General features: G+C 67.3%; 12 protein-coding genes. 4 read left to right on the plus strand and 8 right to left on the minus strand.

Annotation, left to right across the window (positions count from 1 at the left end):
- On the minus strand, positions 1 to 1,344 hold the full coding sequence (locus AC0B44_RS00765) for an MFS transporter (RefSeq protein ID WP_471901021.1): 1,344 nt from the start codon (positions 1,342 to 1,344) through the stop codon (positions 1 to 3).
- 58 nt (positions 1,345 to 1,402) lie between these two features.
- Positions 1,403 to 1,876, minus strand: coding sequence for a VOC family protein (locus AC0B44_RS00770; RefSeq protein WP_471901022.1), 474 nt, complete (start codon positions 1,874 to 1,876; stop codon positions 1,403 to 1,405).
- A 284-nt stretch (positions 1,877 to 2,160) separates the two neighbouring features.
- Here AC0B44_RS00770 and AC0B44_RS00775 point away from each other — a divergent pair, with 284 nt between their 5' ends.
- Together AC0B44_RS00775 and AC0B44_RS00780 are read left to right on the plus strand one after the other, a co-directional pair.
- Positions 2,161 to 2,586: an ATP-binding protein gene (locus tag AC0B44_RS00775; RefSeq protein ID WP_471901023.1), complete on the plus strand. Its 426-nt coding sequence runs from the start codon at positions 2,161 to 2,163 to the stop codon at positions 2,584 to 2,586.
- Between the two features lie 135 nt (positions 2,587 to 2,721).
- The gene (locus AC0B44_RS00780) at positions 2,722 to 3,222 is read left to right on the plus strand and encodes a hemerythrin domain-containing protein (protein WP_471901024.1); all 501 of its coding nucleotides are present in this window, start codon (positions 2,722 to 2,724) and stop codon (positions 3,220 to 3,222) included.
- 25 nt (positions 3,223 to 3,247) lie between these two features.
- On the opposite strand, the gene AC0B44_RS00785 is transcribed toward AC0B44_RS00780, so the two are convergent.
- The 6 genes from AC0B44_RS00785 to AC0B44_RS00810 form a co-directional block, all read right to left on the minus strand.
- Positions 3,248 to 4,681: a lipase maturation factor family protein gene (locus tag AC0B44_RS00785; protein WP_471901358.1), complete on the minus strand. Its 1,434-nt coding sequence runs from the start codon at positions 4,679 to 4,681 to the stop codon at positions 3,248 to 3,250.
- Between the two features lie 81 nt (positions 4,682 to 4,762).
- On the minus strand, positions 4,763 to 6,658 hold the full coding sequence (gene recD, locus AC0B44_RS00790; protein WP_471901025.1) for an exodeoxyribonuclease V subunit alpha: 1,896 nt from the start codon (positions 6,656 to 6,658) through the stop codon (positions 4,763 to 4,765).
- Entirely contained in the window at positions 6,655 to 9,969 is a 3,315-nt protein-coding gene (locus tag AC0B44_RS00795; RefSeq protein WP_471901026.1) for a UvrD-helicase domain-containing protein, read from the minus strand. Before AC0B44_RS00795 ends, recD begins: the two co-directional genes overlap by 4 nt.
- Before the next feature lie 14 nt (positions 9,970 to 9,983).
- Positions 9,984 to 13,274: an exodeoxyribonuclease V subunit gamma gene (gene recC, locus AC0B44_RS00800; RefSeq protein WP_471901027.1), complete on the minus strand. Its 3,291-nt coding sequence runs from the start codon at positions 13,272 to 13,274 to the stop codon at positions 9,984 to 9,986.
- A 135-nt stretch (positions 13,275 to 13,409) separates the two neighbouring features.
- Positions 13,410 to 13,601 (minus strand): hypothetical protein, encoded by a 192-nt coding sequence (locus tag AC0B44_RS00805; RefSeq protein WP_471901028.1) that lies wholly within the window; start codon positions 13,599 to 13,601, stop codon positions 13,410 to 13,412.
- Between the two features lie 127 nt (positions 13,602 to 13,728).
- Positions 13,729 to 13,899, minus strand: coding sequence for a hypothetical protein (locus AC0B44_RS00810; protein ID WP_471901029.1), 171 nt, complete (start codon positions 13,897 to 13,899; stop codon positions 13,729 to 13,731).
- Between the two features lie 415 nt (positions 13,900 to 14,314).
- Between AC0B44_RS00810 and AC0B44_RS00815 the strand changes: the two genes are divergently transcribed.
- Entirely contained in the window at positions 14,315 to 15,271 is a 957-nt protein-coding gene (locus AC0B44_RS00815) for a DUF8129 domain-containing protein (RefSeq protein WP_471901030.1), read from the plus strand.
- 144 nt (positions 15,272 to 15,415) lie between these two features.
- Entirely contained in the window at positions 15,416 to 16,120 is a 705-nt protein-coding gene (locus tag AC0B44_RS00820; protein WP_471901031.1) for a type 1 glutamine amidotransferase domain-containing protein, read from the plus strand.
- Positions 16,121 to 16,161 lie beyond the last annotated feature (41 nt).

Below are 16,161 nucleotides of genomic sequence, written 5' to 3' on the forward strand. Positions count from 1 at the left end.
TCACTCGAGCACAGTTCCGGCCTTCTCGGGGAGCGTGATCGCCGCACATGCCGCGACGACGAAGGACGCCGCGAACACCCCGAACACCAGTGCGTTGCCGCCGGAGTCGAGGAGGAACGGCACGAGCAGCGGTGCAGCGATCGACGCCAGTCGCCCGAAGGACGCTGCCGCGCCGGTGCCGGATCCGCGGAGCGCGGTCGGATACAACTCGGGACCGATCGCATACAGCGCGCCCCAGGCGCCCAGGTTGAAGAACGACAGCGCCATCCCGGCAGCCACGATTGTCGTGGGCGTCTCCGCCAGGCCGAAGAGTCCCGCCGCCACCGCCGACCCGGCGAGAAAGACCGCGAGCGTCGCGCGCCGACCCCACACTTCGATCAGCCACGCGGCCACGGCGTATCCGGGCAACTGGGCGAGCGTGATGATCAACGTGTAGCCGAACGACGTGACCAGGTCGAATCCCTGCGCCACGAGCAGACTGGGCAACCAGATGAACGCACCGTAGTAGGACAGGTTGATGCCGAACCAGACGATCCACAGTGCAGCGGTGCGGGCGCGAAGTGCCGGCGCCCAGATCGAGACCCTGTGATCCGTTTCCGGAGGGGCAGCGAGTTCGTCCTCCCCTGGTTCTTCCGTTGCTTCCGCCACCTGTGGGGGCGGACCGGAGGTGCTACGGGCAGCCGACAACTCGTAGTCGCGGACGATCGCTTCCGCCTCGGCGTAGCGGCCCTTGCTCTCGAGGAACCGCACCGATTCCGGCATTCCGAATCGCACCACGAGTGCGTATGCGGCCGGCACGAGTCCGACGGCGAGGGCCCAGCGCCACCCGTCGTCATTCAGCGGCACCACGAAGTAACCGATCAGCGCGGCGAGAATCCAGCCGACGGCCCAGAAGGCCTCGAGCGCGACCACCACCCGGCCGCGGATCTTGCGGGGAGCGAACTCGCTGACGAGTGTCGACGCCACAGGAAGTTCGGCGCCGAGCCCCAACCCCACGACGAATCGCAGGACGATGAGCATCGCCACCGAGGTCGACAGGGCCGCCGCGCCGGTGGCGAGTCCGTACACGAGCAGGGTCGTCGCGAAGACCTGACGTCGGCCGATCCGGTCGGCGAGCAGTCCACCCACGGACGCACCGATCGCCATCCCGGCGAAACCGATCGATCCGATCCACGACAACTGTGTAGACGTCAGGTCCCATTGCACGGCGAGTGCGGCCATGACGAAGGAGATCAGGCCGACGTCCATCGCGTCGAGCGCCCAGCCGGTGCCGGAACCCACGAGGAGACGGCCGTGCTTGCCGGTGAACGGCAGGTCGTCGAGGCGTTGCGTACGAGTGGCCACAACCGCGAAAAGTACACCGCCCCGCGCCCGGCATTCGCGCTCGGGCACAGACGGGGTCTCAGCCCCGGGCTGCGGCCTCGAGCGCCTCCACGTCGAGCTTGCGCATCGTCATCATCGAATCGACCACTCGCTGCACGGCAGCCGGGTCGGACAGGCCGAACAGTTCGTCCAGTTGTTGTGGGACCACCTGCCAGGACAGCCCGTACTTGTCCCGGAGCCAACCGCACTGGGATTCCTCCCCACCATCCGCGGTCAGCGCGTTCCAGTAGTAATCCACTTCCGTCTGGGAAGCACAGTCGATCCGGAACGACACCGCTTCGGTGAACGGGAACTGCGGGCCACCGTTGAGCCCGTAGAACACCTGACCGTCGAGGAAGAACTCCACCGACATCACCGTTCCCTCCGGGACCGGGGCGCCACCCTGGTAGTACGTGACCTCCCCGATCCGCGAGTCGGGGAACACGCTCGTATAGAACTTCGCGGCGTCCTCGGCGTTCATGTCGAACCACAACCACGGTGTGATCTTCGGCATGATCTCTCCTTTCGGTACGGACCATTTCGACGGCATTCGACCGGTCCGACAGGGCGGTCCCTTGCGTATTGGGACCAGAAAAACTCGCGGAAGTAATCACGGTGACCCCTGATTTTTTCTTCGTGATCATCCGGAGGTGGATTCCCGTATCCGGCTGGGTATGACTCGAGGGTGCAGTCGTCGAAGAGCGCCCCCGAAACAGCCGGCTTCGCATTTTGTATGCGAGGAAAACCTTGTCTGCATCCGGCCGAATTGCGGCTGAACGTCGTCCCGGTGGGTGTGCTGTGCTGACGGACAGCGACGGCTCCGCGTCCTTCACGTCCGGGGGGATCTTCTTCCGCGGTGTGCGCGCCGATCCCGCCTTCATCTCGGATCTCCGTCGTGCCATGCGCCAGTGGCTCGAGCAACTCGATGTCGACGACGACCGCAAACACGACGTGGTGCTCGCGAGCTACGAGGCCTTGGCGAACGCCGTGGAACACGCCTACGACGTCGACGACACCTCTGCCTCCCTCGATTTCGAGGCGACGTATCTGCCGCAGGACCAGGTTCTCGAAGTTCGGGTCGCGGACCACGGCTGCTGGCACGACGCCGATGCCACACCGAGTTCGCGCGGCCACGGACTCGCCTTGATACGGGGACTCGCGACCGACGTGGTCGTCGACCCCACTCCGCAGGGCACCCACGTCACCATCCACTGGTCGCTGTAGACGCTGGTCCGCGCCCGCCGGACGTGCGGTGACACCACGCGCGATATGCGTTTCCTGCCAACGGAGCCGGGGCATCTGTGGCAGTAACGAGCCGTAGCCGACCGGCGGCAGGCCCACGATCCCGCGAGGAGCCCCATGTCCACCGATGCTCTCGTCATTCTCAAGAACGACCACAAGGAGATCCGGAAACTCTTCCGCGACTTCCGCAGCGCAGGTGACAACGCGGTGAAGACGAAGGGCGCGATCGTCGGCAAGATCATCGAGGCGTTAACGGTGCACACCTACATCGAGAACGAAGTGTTGTACCCGCGTGTCCGCGACCTCGTCCCCGAACTCGAGGACGACGTGCTCGAGTCGTACGAAGAGCACCACGTCGCCGATGTTCTCGTCTCCGAACTCGCCGCAATGTCGCCCGACGACGAGCGTTTCGATGCGAAGACCACCGTGCTGATCGAGAACGTCGAGCATCACATCGAAGAAGAAGAGGACGAGTGGTTCCCGAAGGTGCGCGAGAGCCTCGGCCGTAAGAAACTGCAGGAGATCGGGGAAGAACTGCTCGAGAGCAAGAAGAAGGCACCGACGTCACCGGCACAGCCTTCGGCACTGAAGAAGGCCGTGGACGCGGTGGTCGCCTAGTCCGTGCCGGTGCTCCCGTCCCGGTTCACAGCATCCGCAAGTCCGACAACGCCAGCGGCATCATGAAGTCCCCGACGGGTTCACGCACCCACCACGCACCCGTGGCCCGGTGCTCCGACCGTGTGGCGTAGCGGTACCGGAACAACCGGGCACGGATGCGAGCCGGCGGAGTGTCGGGGAACGGGTTGTGCCGCAAGAGCTTCAGCGTAGCGTCGTCGTTTTCGAGCAGCTTGCGTACAAAACGTGGAAACCATGCGGCGGCGTAGTCCCGCGAGATCGCCGCGAACCACATGAGCCAGTCGAGCCGGAGATGGTACGGCGCGTACTGACTGGGACGACGACGGACATCCCCCGGTTTGCCGCGGAACTCGTACTCCCGCCATTCGGTCGCGGGACTGTCCACCCGGTCCGCGGTCCCCTCGACGATAACCTCGTGGCGGGTGCGCGTGATACTGCCGAAAGCGCCGTACGCGTTGACGAAATGCCATCGGTTGAACGACGCGTTCATCGCCTGCCGCCTGGATGCGAGGTTGCGCGCCGGGCGGTAACTGAGCACCGCGGTCAAGACGGTCAGGGCTATCACCGCCACGGTGAACGGAAGCGGAGTGGGCGCGTAATCCGTATTCACGGTCGCGATCCGGCCGTAGAACTCGTCCGGCACCACCGAGAATGCCAGGACGATCGTGATCCAGTTGAGCCACGCAAAGTTTCCGCTCGCCACCAGCCACAGTTGCGTGAGGATCATGATGACGGCCGCGACTCCAGCAACGGGTTGCGGCAAGAAGAGGCCGAACGGCACCACGAGTTGCGTGACATGGTTTCCCGCCACCTCCACTCTGTGCAGGGGTCGCGGCAGGAGGTGGAAGTAGCGGCTCAGCGGTCCCGGCATCGGTTGCGTCTCGTGGTGGTAGTACAGGCACGTGAGGTCGCGCCAGCAACGATCTCCCCGCATCTTGATCAGCCCGGCGCCGAACTCGACTCGGAAAAGCAACCAGCGAATGAGGATCAGCACGAGGAACGGCGGAGCGACGTCGGCATTCCCGAGAAAGATGGCCAGGACACCCGCCTCGAGCAGCAGCGATTCCCACCCGAACGAGTACCAGACCTGACCGACGTTGACCATCGACAGATACAGCGCCCACATCACGAACCACACCGCCATGCACGCGGCCAACGGCAACCGCTCGGTGACACCTACGAGCGTGAGCAGCGCGAGCAGCGCACCGAGCACGGCGAGCGCCGCGAAGAGCCGATCGGAATAGCGGAAGTGGAACACACTCGGTGAACTCTTGAAGGTGCGCGCCGCCACGAAGTCGGGCACCGGAAGCAATCCGCGCGCACCGATGAGGGCGCGGAACTGGAGAAGCGCCGCGAGGAACGCGACCAGGTAGAGCGCGGCGAGCCCCCGGGTGACCAGGAGTCGCCCGATCGTGTAGCCGTCCGCTGCCGCCCACTCCATCACGTCAGCCCCGTACCCGCTTCCGCCACAGGTGCCCCGTACACCTGTCGAGCATGGCACCGCCGGTGCCGGGCGGGACGACTACGCCGGGATTTCCCTGCGCAGTCCGCTCGCTCGCAGCACCTGCCGCGCCACTCCGGCGCGCACCGACTCCTCGGTACCGACAATCCTCACGTGGACGCGCGCCCTGGTGATCGCGGTATAGAGCAGTTCCCGGGTGAGCAGCGCGGATTTCGCTTCGGGCAGCACCACGGACACCGTGCCGTACTGGCTTCCCTGACTGCGGTGGATCGTCATGGCATAGAGCGTGCTGACTGCGGACAACTGGCTGGGATGGAGCAGATACGGCTGTCTCCCACGGGCAAACGCCGCGACGAGTTCGTCGCCGCGGCGCACGACGACCCCGGTGTCGCCGTTGTAGATGCGCATGTCGTGGTCGTTCGCCGTCACCAGGAGAGGCTGACCCGGATACCAGCGTTCCGGATCCAGGTACCTGCCGGTGGCAGCACCGATCCATTCGGTGGCCTGACGCGCCCACCGCTTCACACCCGACGGCCCGTCGCGGTGCGCACACAGCAGACGGTGGCTTTCGAACCGGTCGAGTGCCGTGGCGACGTCGCCGGCCTCCGCTGCCAGCGTGACCTCCTCGGCCGACCGCACGATGTCGGCGCGAAGCGCGGAGAGATCGGACGGACTCACGAACGACACTTCGGGTCGGCCGCTGCCGAGGATCTTCATGACCTCGTCGTCGTCGCCGTGCCGGACCGCCAGCGCCAAATCGGCGATCGCACCTCCGAAGCGCCTACCCTTGCTCAGGCGCACGATGCCGCCCCTCAACCGCGTGCGTTCAGTAGCGCCGAGCCCATGCTCCGCAAGGTCGCCTTGCTCGTCGAGGTCGCCCGGGACGGCGAGGTCGTCGGGCACCGCGCGCTCGAACACCGGATTGAGCGTCCCGGTGATAGGCCGGCCCACCAGGTCGGCGAGCACCGCGCCGGCGTCCACGGACGCGAGCTGATCGGGATCGCCCACCAGCACCAGTCGGGTGTCGGGGCGTACCGCTTCGAGCAGACGGCACATCATCGTCAGCGACACCATCGACGTTTCGTCGACGACGATCACGTCGTACGGCAGGTGATTGTCGGCGTGGTAGCGGAACCGGGTACGACCGCGTTGCCATCCCAGCATCCGGTGCAGAGTCATCGCGGTGATGTCGGGAGGCAGTTTCAGCTCGGATTCCTGCTCGCGCACGGATTCCTGCAACCGGGCGGCAGCCTTCCCGGTGGGCGCGGCGAGACCGATTCGCAGGTCGCGGCCGTGCAGTTCGGTGAGCAAGGCAAGAATGCGCGCGACCGTATGCGTCTTTCCGGTGCCCGGGCCACCGGCGATCACGGTGGTCAGGTGGGTCGCCGCGAGCGCGGCAGCGACACGCTGACGGTCGGGGGCCGGAGCGGGACGCGCCGGGTCCGCCGGGTCCGGGAAGAGACCGGTGAGCGCAGTGACGAGTCGCTGTTCGTCGACTTCCGGGAAGTGACCTTCCCGCTCGGCGAGCACCCGCCGGATGGTCTGCTCCTGCCGGAAATAGCGGTCCAGGTACAGCAGCGAACCGTCGGCGGTCTCGATCAGGCGCAGTGGCCGCAGTCCGCCCGGCCCGCCTCCCACAACGAGCGGGCTGCGGCGCAACGCGGCGAGGACATCCTCGTCGCGGGGCCACGGCAGGTCTTCGGGAGCGACCAACGGGTTTCCGTTTTCGTCCTCCTCCACGGTGACATCGCGCAGACGATCCAGGTCGAGACACACCGAACCGGCGCGCACCGCGCGGACCGCGAGTGCCGTGACGAGGTGCACGTCGGGGTCCGATTCCCCGCCGAGAGTGGCAAGCCGCACGGCGACGTGCACATCTGCGGCGGCGAGGGCACCCGCCTCGTTGAACGTGCGGAGCGCACCTTTACCGCGCTGGGCTATTTGCGCATCCGTCACGACAGGGCCTTTCCGGCAAGGAGATCCGACAGGTCGGTGACGAGGGCGGCCGGAGGATGCCAGTCGAAGACACCGCTACCGAGCGGGCTCTGGGGGCCGGCCATCCCCCGGACGAACAGGTACTGCACACCGCCGAGATGAGTGTCGGGATCGTATCCCGATAGGCGCCAGCGCAAGTAGCGGTGCAGTGCCACCGCGTACAGCAACGCCTGCATCGGATAGTGCGCACGGATCATCTCCGCCGCCATCGCCTCACGGGTGTAGTGCGCGGTCGTCAGTTCGTCCACGCGCGCAAGACGGTTGGTCTTGTAATCGACGATGACGAAACGACGATCGGGAGTACGCAGCACGGCGTCGATGCTGCCGGTGAGGAAGCCGCGTAGCGGAACCGGTTCGAGATGCCGGACCGCGTCGGCGTACGGCAGCATCGGATCACCCGGGGTGAGGTGGCGTCGCAGCAGTATCGCCACCGCATCGAGCGTGACGGTGACCGGGACCGGATTGTCGCCGCCGGTCAGGGGCAACTCGAAGTCGAGTTCCGCGAGTCGGTCCGCGGGGTCGAAGTCGGCGAGGGTGCGCCCGAGCGGACCGAGCGGCGTGCGCAGCACCGGCAGCAGCGCGTCGGCCAGTTCGTCCGCGTCCACCTGCGAGAGTTGCTGCGAGACCACCTCTCGGCAAGAGGCGCGGAGTTCGGCGTCGAGGTCGGGAGCGGCGGTGTCGACGACTTCGAGCACCGCATGGACGAGCGTGCCGAAGACCGCGCCGCCGGGCAGATGGTTCATCGGCGACGGGATACCCGCCACGGCGGGTTCCGTTTCGACGAGTGGAGGCTCTTCCGGTTCGTCGTCCTTCTCGGGTTGTTCCACGTCGGTGCCCAGGCCCGGTTCGTCGTGGGCTGCGGCGGTGAGCGCGGAATACGATGTGCGTCGCCATGTTTCGTCGATCACACGGTCGAACGTCGCTGCGGCGAGCGGACCGGTTTCTTCACGGGGTGCAGACCAGGTGAGCTGCGGAATCCTGAACGGCCCCACGGGTTCGACGGCGATCAGCCCACCTGCCGGGGCTGCCCACTGCTCGAATTTCTCCGCCATCGCCTCGTCGTGAGGAACAGGTCCCTCCGCGGCGAGGTCCGGTGAACCCGGTTCGCGGGCGAAGATCAGCCGGTGCAACGCCGATCTGGACGTGGGCGTCGAGGGCGCCCAGGAGAGCGTGAGCTGGCACTTCGCGCGGGTGATCGCGACGTACAGCAGCCGCAGTTCTTCGCCGGCTTCTTCCTCGTCGTGTCGGCGCTTGCGTTCGCCGTAGCCGGGGCTGCCTTTGCCTCCGACGTCGAGGACACGCCGTCCGTTCTCGTGGAGCAGCAGGCTGTCGGGCTCGGGGTTCTTGGCGGCGTCCCAGCCGTAGGGGACGTACACGATCGGGAACTCCAGGCCCTTACTGCCGTGCACGGTGAGGATCTGCACGGCAGCGGCGTCGCTGTCGAGGCGCCGGATGCGATCTGCCGAGCCGCCGTCGGGATCGTTGATCCGGTCTTCCAGCCACCGCGTCAGCGCAGCGAGGCCGAGCACCTGCCCGGCTGCCGCCTGCTCGAGCAACTGCGCGACGTGCCGCAGATCGGTGAGCCGGCGTTCGCCCGACGGCTCGTCGAGCAAGCGAGCCTCGAGCGCGCCGTATGCGCCGATCCGCTCGAAGACCGCGGCGAATCCCGAACGGAGGTAGACCGCGGACAGTTCGCGCAACAGGCTGCCGATTTCTGCGACGAGGTCGTCACCGCGTTCGTCGACCTCGGATGGGGTGCGGCCGAGTAGCGGGGTCAGCGCCGCGAGCCGCACGCGATCGGCCCGGTGCGGCTGCTCGAGCGCGTAGAGCACCCACAGCCACTCGGTGGCCGCGGACGTGGAGAAGACACTCGTTCCGCCCGCGAGGACACACGGGACTCCTGCCGCCACCAGCGCGTCGTGGACGAGCGCGACCTGCTTGTGTTTGCGGAGCAGCACCGCGATGTGGCCCGGTTCCACCCGCTCGGCACCGGCGCCGAGATCGATGGTGACGCCGTCGTTGCCGAGGATCTTGACGATGTCGGCGGCGACGTCGCGGGCGACGCGCGCTCGGAGACCGTCGAGATTCTTGGGGAAGCCCCAGTCGTTGAGGGGACCTGCTCCGGCGCGCGGCAAGTGCCGCAGACGCAGCGGCGCCAGGCCCGTCAGCCGGGTCTTCGGCTGCGCAGCCTCGACCCGGTTCGCGACGATGCGCGGATCTCCCAGTGCCGCACCGCCGTACACGTACTCGCACGCGGTGACCAGGTCGGCGTCGCTGCGCCAGTTGGTGGTCAGCTCGCAGTGCGCGTCGGACGAGGAGACGGCGTCGAGGTAACTGAGCACCTCCGCGCCGCGGAACGCGTAGATCGCCTGCTTGGGATCACCGACGAGTACCAGCCGGGAGTAACCGTGGAAGGCCTTCCGCAGGATTTCCCACTGCTTGGGGTCGGTGTCCTGGAATTCGTCGATGAGCACGACGCCGAAGCGGGTGCGCACCCTTCGGCACGCGTCCTCGCCGTGCTCGGGGTCGAGCAGAACGCGGTGCAGCAGTGCAAGTTGGTCGTCGAAGTCACGCAACCCCATGCGTCGCTTCCGATCCTCGACCTCGCGGCGCACCTCGCGCGCGAAGTCCACACGTTCGCCGGCCGGTGTGCCGTCGGCGCCTTCGGGGGCCAGGTCGGACTGCGGGTCGAAGATCGCCGCGCGTGCTGCGGTCCTGGCTTCGGCGTACCGGATCGGCGCCTCACCACGCCCGTACCGTTGCAGGTACAGGTCGGTGACCACCTCGGATGTGAGGTCGTCGACGTTCTCGACGACGGTCACATCGGGTTCGCGTTCGCCTGCGATGCCGAGTTCACCGAGCATCCGCTGGCAGAAACCATGTGTGGTGGAGATGGTGCCCGAGTCGAAGTCGGACAACGCCTGGCGCAAGCGCGCGCGGCGGTCGTGGACATCGTCGGCTGCGAGATGGCGGATCAGCGGATCGCCGCTCTCCCGCGCGGTTTCCGGGTCGGCGAGGGCTCGCACCACTTCCGCGAACCGGTTGCGGGTTCGTTCACGCAGTTCCTGGGTCGCGGCGCGACTGAACGTCACGAGCAGCAACTCGGACAGGTCGACGACACCCTCGGCGACGAAACGGGTTGCGAGTCCGACGATCGCGTAGGTCTTGCCCGTCCCGGCGCTGGCTTCGAGGACGGTGGTGCCCTCGGGTAGGGGCGCGAGCAGATCGAAGCTTGCCGTGGACGCGGGCGAAGTCGCCGGCGATAGGGTCACGAAATGTCCTTCCGTCACGGCCTGGCCTGATTCTCCGACGTGAGCAACGGCTCCCACAGACGGCGCGCGAGGACACCGAAACGGCTGGGGTCGTCGAACCAGGAACGTTCGTCGTCGCGAGGTCCGTCGTCGGTGAGAGCACCGAGCGTGACGCCGGATCCGTGCAGGTACCTCACGTGCCGATCCTGCCCGTCACCGAAGGCACCGCCGAAAGCGCGGCCTGCCGCGGTGATCGCCATCTCGACGGAGTCGCCGCGATGCCGTCGTTCGGCGTATTCGGCGGACGCGCCTGTGACGATCGGCAACGGCGACTGCAGTCCCCGGTCTCGCAGGTCCACCAGACGCGCAAGTTGTTCGGCGGCGTCGGCGGGAGCGAGCAGCGTGGATCGCCACGCAGGAAGCCGCGAACGACTGCGTCCGGTGGTGATCGCCTTCCACTGCCCCGGGTGGCCCGACGCGGCGACGGCCAGCAATTGCACCCACGCGGTCAGGCGGTGTTTGGCACCGAGTTTGGAATACGTGCTCCGGGCGATCACCGTGCCGTGCACACCTCCCACCGTGCCCGTGAACCTGCGCCCGCCTTCGAGGTCGAGCACGATGTCCACGGTCTGCGCGCGTCCGGCGTGGACCGGGGCGCATGCGGCAACGAGGCCCTCGACCTCGTTCGTCACGTCGTCGAGTACACGCTCGCCGAACGCATACGGTGGCAGCGTGCCGCGCCGCCACTCCGCCGCACGGAAATCGGCGGCCGACATTCCGGCCAGCCTTGCTTCGAGCATGCGGTCGCCGAGGTTCCACTTCGCCAGCGGATCGAGTTCGACGTCGAGAGCGTCGACGATCCCCTCGTCGAGTTCCGGGATGCGGATGCCGAGGCGTTGCCGCAGAAAGCCCTGGCTGGGATGGACCAGAAACGCCACGAGGTCGGCGAGATCGACGTCGGTGCGTACCGGCGCTGCGAGGGTGGCCACCGCCAGACCCGAAGGCGCAACCGGCTCGCGCGAATGCTGTTGGGTTGCCCGGGCTCCCGCGAGTTCGGCCGTATCGAAGCCGAACGGGGCATCGGCCTTGAAGTTGCGCGGATCGAACGGTTGCAACGGGTGACGGCGCACGATCCGCTGGTCGTCGACCGTCGTGCCGGCCATCGTGGTGACGACGTCGCGAATCTCCGTGAGCGGTATGGCCGGTGGCCGGGCGGCACCGGTGACTGCGTCTGCGCCGGTGTAGAACAACAGGACCCGCTCGGTCGCGGACATCACGGCATCGAGCAGCAACTGGCGGTCCTCGCTGCGCGAATCGCGTTCTCCGACACAGGGATTCTGGGCAAGAACGTCGTCGCCGTCGATGTGGGCGTTACGCGGGAAGATGTCGTCGTCGAGTCCCAGCAGGACGACCACGCGGTGAGGGACCGACCGCATCGGCACCATCGTGCACACGGTCAGTTCGCCCGTGCGGAAATTCGATCGGCTGGGACGACCCGCGAGGCGGCTCGCGAGCATGCCACGCACGTCGGCAAGTCGTAGCTCTGCCGCACCCGCATGCTCGATCGCGGCGCCGATCTCGCGGTGCGCCTGGGCAAGCTGCCATGCGTCGGCGGGGGCGGCGTCGGTGAGCAGGTCGAGCGCCTGAACGAGTGCCGCCGACCACTTTTCGGCCGGTTGCGGACCCTTGATTCCGAGCAGGGAGACCGTGAGCCGGTCGATGTACTCGGCGAACCTCCCCGCGAGATCGATGTCGTTGCTGTCGACATCGTCGAGAGGTAATGCCAGCGACAGCCATTCACCACCGGACTCGTCGGCGGCGACACCGAGGAGGATCCGGTCGAGGGCCGTGCCGAAGGTGTTCTGCGGGAAGTCGCCGAGACCGAACGGTCGGCGTTGCCACGGGCCGAGCCCCCATCGCGCTCCCGCCTCGGCCGCCCACTCCTGCAGTCGTTCGAGGTCGTCGTCGTCGAAACCGAACCGGCGTCGAACCGGGGCCGAGGCGGCGAGATCGAGAACCTCGCTCGCGGTGACGCGGGCGTCGGCGAGACCGAGAAGATCGTCGAGCACCGACAGCACGGGATTGGTCCGGCGCAGCCCGCGGTCGGCGAGGCGCACCCGCAGTGTGTGGCCGGGGTGTTCACCCACTCCGCGTCCGAACGCCGCGTGCACGAGCGGTGCATAGGTCTCGACGTCCGGACACATCACGATCACGTCGCGCGGTTCGAGGGTCGGATCGTCCTGGAAGAGGTGCAGCAGGCATTCGCGCAGCACCTCGACCTGCCGCGTCGGCCCGTGGCACGCGTGGATCGCGACGGTGCCGTCTGCCTGCGCCGACCCCGGTTCGGGTGCGCGGTCGGCCCGGATGTCGGACTGCAATCGGCCGAGCAACGTCGCGGGCGGCTCGGGTGCGGTGTGGGCCACCTCGGTCGCCTCTAGCGCCGACAGTCGCATCTCGAACTCACGTACGTCGCGTCCGAGCGCCGCGAGCAACGGGTGCCGGACACGGAGCGCACTGTTGTCGTCGGCACGGCGCCGCGGGGAGTTTCCGTCGGCGAGCGCAGCCCACATTGCCGGACTCGGATGCGGAATCCAGAGGTGGACGTCGCGGTGGACCCCGAGCGCCGAGACCACCGCCAGTTGCACCGCGTCGAGCCGGGTGGGGCCGAACAGCGACAGCCGGTCGGGCAGGGTGACGAGGCCGGGCTCGTCCCGTAACCGCGAGCACAGGGTGCCGAGTTGCTGGGACGGGCTGCCGGTGCCGACGCGGTCGCGCAGACGGCGCCACAGTTCGGCCTGCCAGCGCAGGTGATCGGCGAGAGGCACGCCCGTTCCGTCGGTGTCGCGGCCCGCCGCCCACTCCGCGATCATGTCCGGGCGCTGCAGTCCGTAGCTGCGGAGGAGACCGGCGAGATGCGCGGCGGTCGCGTATCTGCGACCGGCCCGGTAGTCGTCGTGGCCGTGGCCGAGATGCCGGGTCAGTGCCGCACACCACGGTTCCCCGACAGAGTCGTCGATGACGTCGAGCACTGTCCACAGCACCCGTGAGTGGAGCCAAGGATCTTCGTCGGCGGTGGTGCCCGACGCGGCGGCGAGTGCCTCGTCCACCAGCCTGGACGGAGACGGAAAGTCGATGTTGGCCGCAACACCGTCGCCGTCCGTCGCCCCCAATACCCTCGACAGACGCTGCGTGAGCCAGCGCTCGATGCCGCGAGCCGGCACAGCGACGACTTCACGCGCGAACGGGTCGCCGAGCGGCGCCGCCAGCAACTCACCGAGCGCGTCGGCGAGTGTGTCGGTGCGTTCGGCACGGTGCAGCGTGAGCACGCGTGGGCCCCCTCATGGTCGACTCGGTCGTCGCTACGGCTTACCACACACGAGGGACAACGATACGACTGCGCAGGTCGGACAACCCGGGCAACGACGGGCCGCACAGCGCGACGCCGGGCCGCGGCACGCGCGTCAGTCGAGCAGATCGAAGAGGGGAATCTGATCGCGCATCACGATCTGCTCGACCTCGGCGCGGTATCTCTCCCCGAGTTCCTCCGCGACGTGCGGGGGGCAGCCCAGTTCGCTGCCGATCTGTTCCCAGCTCTGGCCGGCTTCGCGGCGCTCCCACGCGAAGCCGCCGTCCTCGTCCCAGGGCGCCGACATGAACCGATACTGCGCCTCCGGGATGTGACACGCAACACTTCGTCGCGGTGTGTCGCGAGTCGGCGGGACGATCCGTTCGAACGGACTACGCGGCCGGGTCGCGCGGCAGTCGGTCCGCTCGGGGTGGTTACAGGCAGGCGACGAGAATTGCAGCGAGGCCGCCGATCATGGCCGCGAACGCCATGCCCGCCCCGAGGGAGCCCATGAGGACGCCTCCGGCAATTCCGCCGAGAAGTACCAAACAGACGAAGAGGCCGGGTCCGACCCAGGAGTGCTCGACGACCGCGGTGTCGGACACGTCCGCCGACGCGTGACGGGTGCCGGAAATGTTCGGCTGCGCCCAAGAATTCGGACTATTGAGATTTTTCGGGCTCGCCAGAGGATTAGGGGGTACTACGGTCGTCATTCGCGTGTCTCCAGGTTTCGTCTCACTCGAGTGCCGAACAGAAGTACGAGTGGCCTCGCGGCGCGATCTCGTAGATTCTCTGGCTCACCGACGTGCTGGGAGCTATGCCCCGGACGTCGCGGCCCTAAACAACGCGCCGACGCCCCAGTGCCCGGATACCGGGCCGCATAAAAGGATTTGCTGCTTCGTCGAGCGTACTCGATTGTGTCCTGCATCACGTGATGTTAGGGATCCATCTCGTCGGGTAGCCGTTTGAGGTGACATCGCTGAGCCCATCGACCATTCAAGTCCGAAGGAGCTACACACGATGACCGAGACCAACACCCCGGCGCTGCTCACCCAGCTCCGTACTCTTCATCTCCTGACCCATGCCGAAACACAAGTGGCCGAAACCCGCATCGCACAAGCCCGAACCGAGGCTGTGCGAAAGGAATTGACCGAAAACGCCCAGAACTGCCGCGTTCGGGCAATCGCCATCGAGGAAGCCATCCGCGGGCTCGGCGGACTTCCGGATGTGGTGGGCCCGGTCCTCGGCCGCGCGACCACCGCCGTGAAGTCGCTCGCCGAACAGGCACAGCCGTTCGACGAAGCTCTGCTCGGCGATCTCGCGCTCGAACACCAACTGCTCGACCGTGCCCGTTACGTCAAGGCACTCGCGACGGCCGACGGCAACTCGTCGATCGTGTCCCTCGCGGACAAGCTCATCAAGGCCCACAGCGCCACCGTCGAGTGGCTGACCACGGTGATCGCCGAAGAAGCACTCAGAGGCCCCGCAGCGTTGCGGCGCACTCCCCTGCAGGCCGCGACCGGAGTTGCGGTGCGCTTGATCAACACGCCTGTGACCTGGTCCACGCGCGGGCTCGACCGCGCCATCGACGTAGCCCGCTCGACGCGACCGCGCATCGAGTCGCTCCTGACGCGAGGTGCGCACGCCGGCGACGTCGCCGCCAAGACCCTGGGCGCGAGCCGGGATTCCGCGCTGGAAACCGCCGAGCGAGTGAGCAGGCGTGAAGGTGCCACCAGCACGGCGGAAACCCTGCATCGGGTTCGCACCGCCTCCGGTGTGCTCACCGCCGACGAACTGCCGATCGAGGACTACGACACGCTCAACGTGAGCAGCGCGGTCGCGGCGGTGAAGGAACTCACAGAAGCATCCGACATCCGTGCGGTAGTCGCTTACGAGGAAGCGCACAAGAACCGTCACGGCGTCGTATCCGCTGCTCAGACGCGCCTCGCTGCGATTGCACAGGACGTGCTCAGCTAGTCGCCGACAGCGCGCGAGAACCACTGCGATTGCCGGGTCCGGAAGCTTCGGACCCGGCAATCGCCGTTTGTGCGGCAGTAACCCGTGTCCGCACGACCCTCAGTGGGTATGCGGCAGGACGGGGAACAACCCGAGAGGATCAACATGACCAAATTGCTTTTCGCAGTCTCTGCGGCCGACCACTGGACGCTCAGCGACGGTACGGAACATCCCACCGGGTTCTGGGCCGAGGAGCTGGTCGAGCCGTACAACGTGTTCGAGCAGGCCGGTTACACGATCACCTTCGCCACTCCCGGTGGCCGTACGCCGGTGGTCGATCAGGCGAGCCTCGAGCCCGATGCCGCCGGCGGCGAGGACAGGTCCGCCGAACTGAAGAAGACACTGGAAGAGCTTCAGCCCAAGCTCGCGAACGCAGCCGTCCTCGAGGACCTGAACGCCGACGACTTCGATCTGGTGTTCGTCCCGGGCGGCCACGGTCCCATGCAGGACCTCGCGGTCGACGAGCGGTTCGGTGAGCTCCTGCGGCACTTCGTCGAGTCGGGCAAGGTCGTGGCGGTGGTGTGCCACGCGCCCGCCGCACTACTGCCCGCGTTCGCTTCCGGTGGCCGCTGGTTGTTCGAGGGCTACAAGCTCACCGGATTCACGAATGTCGAAGAGGTCCAGGCCGGCCTGGCAGGTAAGGCGCCGTGGCTGTTGCAGGACCGTCTGCAGGAGGCGGGTGCCCTCTTCTCGTCGGGAGACGCGTGGCAGCCCCACCTGGTCGTGGACCGGAATCTGTACACCGGGCAGAATCCGGCGTCGTCCCGTCCACTCGCCGAGCGCGTGGTCAGCGACCTGGCGGCGAAGTAATACCCGATTGATCGAGAGTCCGGCGAGGGCGGGCGCGCGTG

Source organism: Rhodococcus sp. NPDC019050 (genome assembly GCF_055664235.1).

Bases quoted from the DNA above. Each gene is read 5' to 3' on its own strand.
- AC0B44_RS00770 (WP_471901022.1), bottom strand. From the start codon at position 1,876: ATGCCGAAGATCACACCGTGGTTGTGGTTCGACATGAACGCCGAGGAC.
- AC0B44_RS00780 (WP_471901024.1), top strand. From the start codon at position 2,722: ATGTCCACCGATGCTCTCGTCATTCTCAAGAACGACCACAAGGAGATC.
- AC0B44_RS00785 (WP_471901358.1), bottom strand. From the start codon at position 4,681: ATGGAGTGGGCGGCAGCGGACGGCTACACGATCGGGCGACTCCTGGTC.
- AC0B44_RS00805 (WP_471901028.1), bottom strand. From the start codon at position 13,601: ATGTCGGCGCCCTGGGACGAGGACGGCGGCTTCGCGTGGGAGCGCCGC.
- AC0B44_RS00815 (WP_471901030.1), top strand. From the start codon at position 14,315: ATGACCGAGACCAACACCCCGGCGCTGCTCACCCAGCTCCGTACTCTT.
- AC0B44_RS00820 (WP_471901031.1), top strand. From the start codon at position 15,416: ATGACCAAATTGCTTTTCGCAGTCTCTGCGGCCGACCACTGGACGCTC.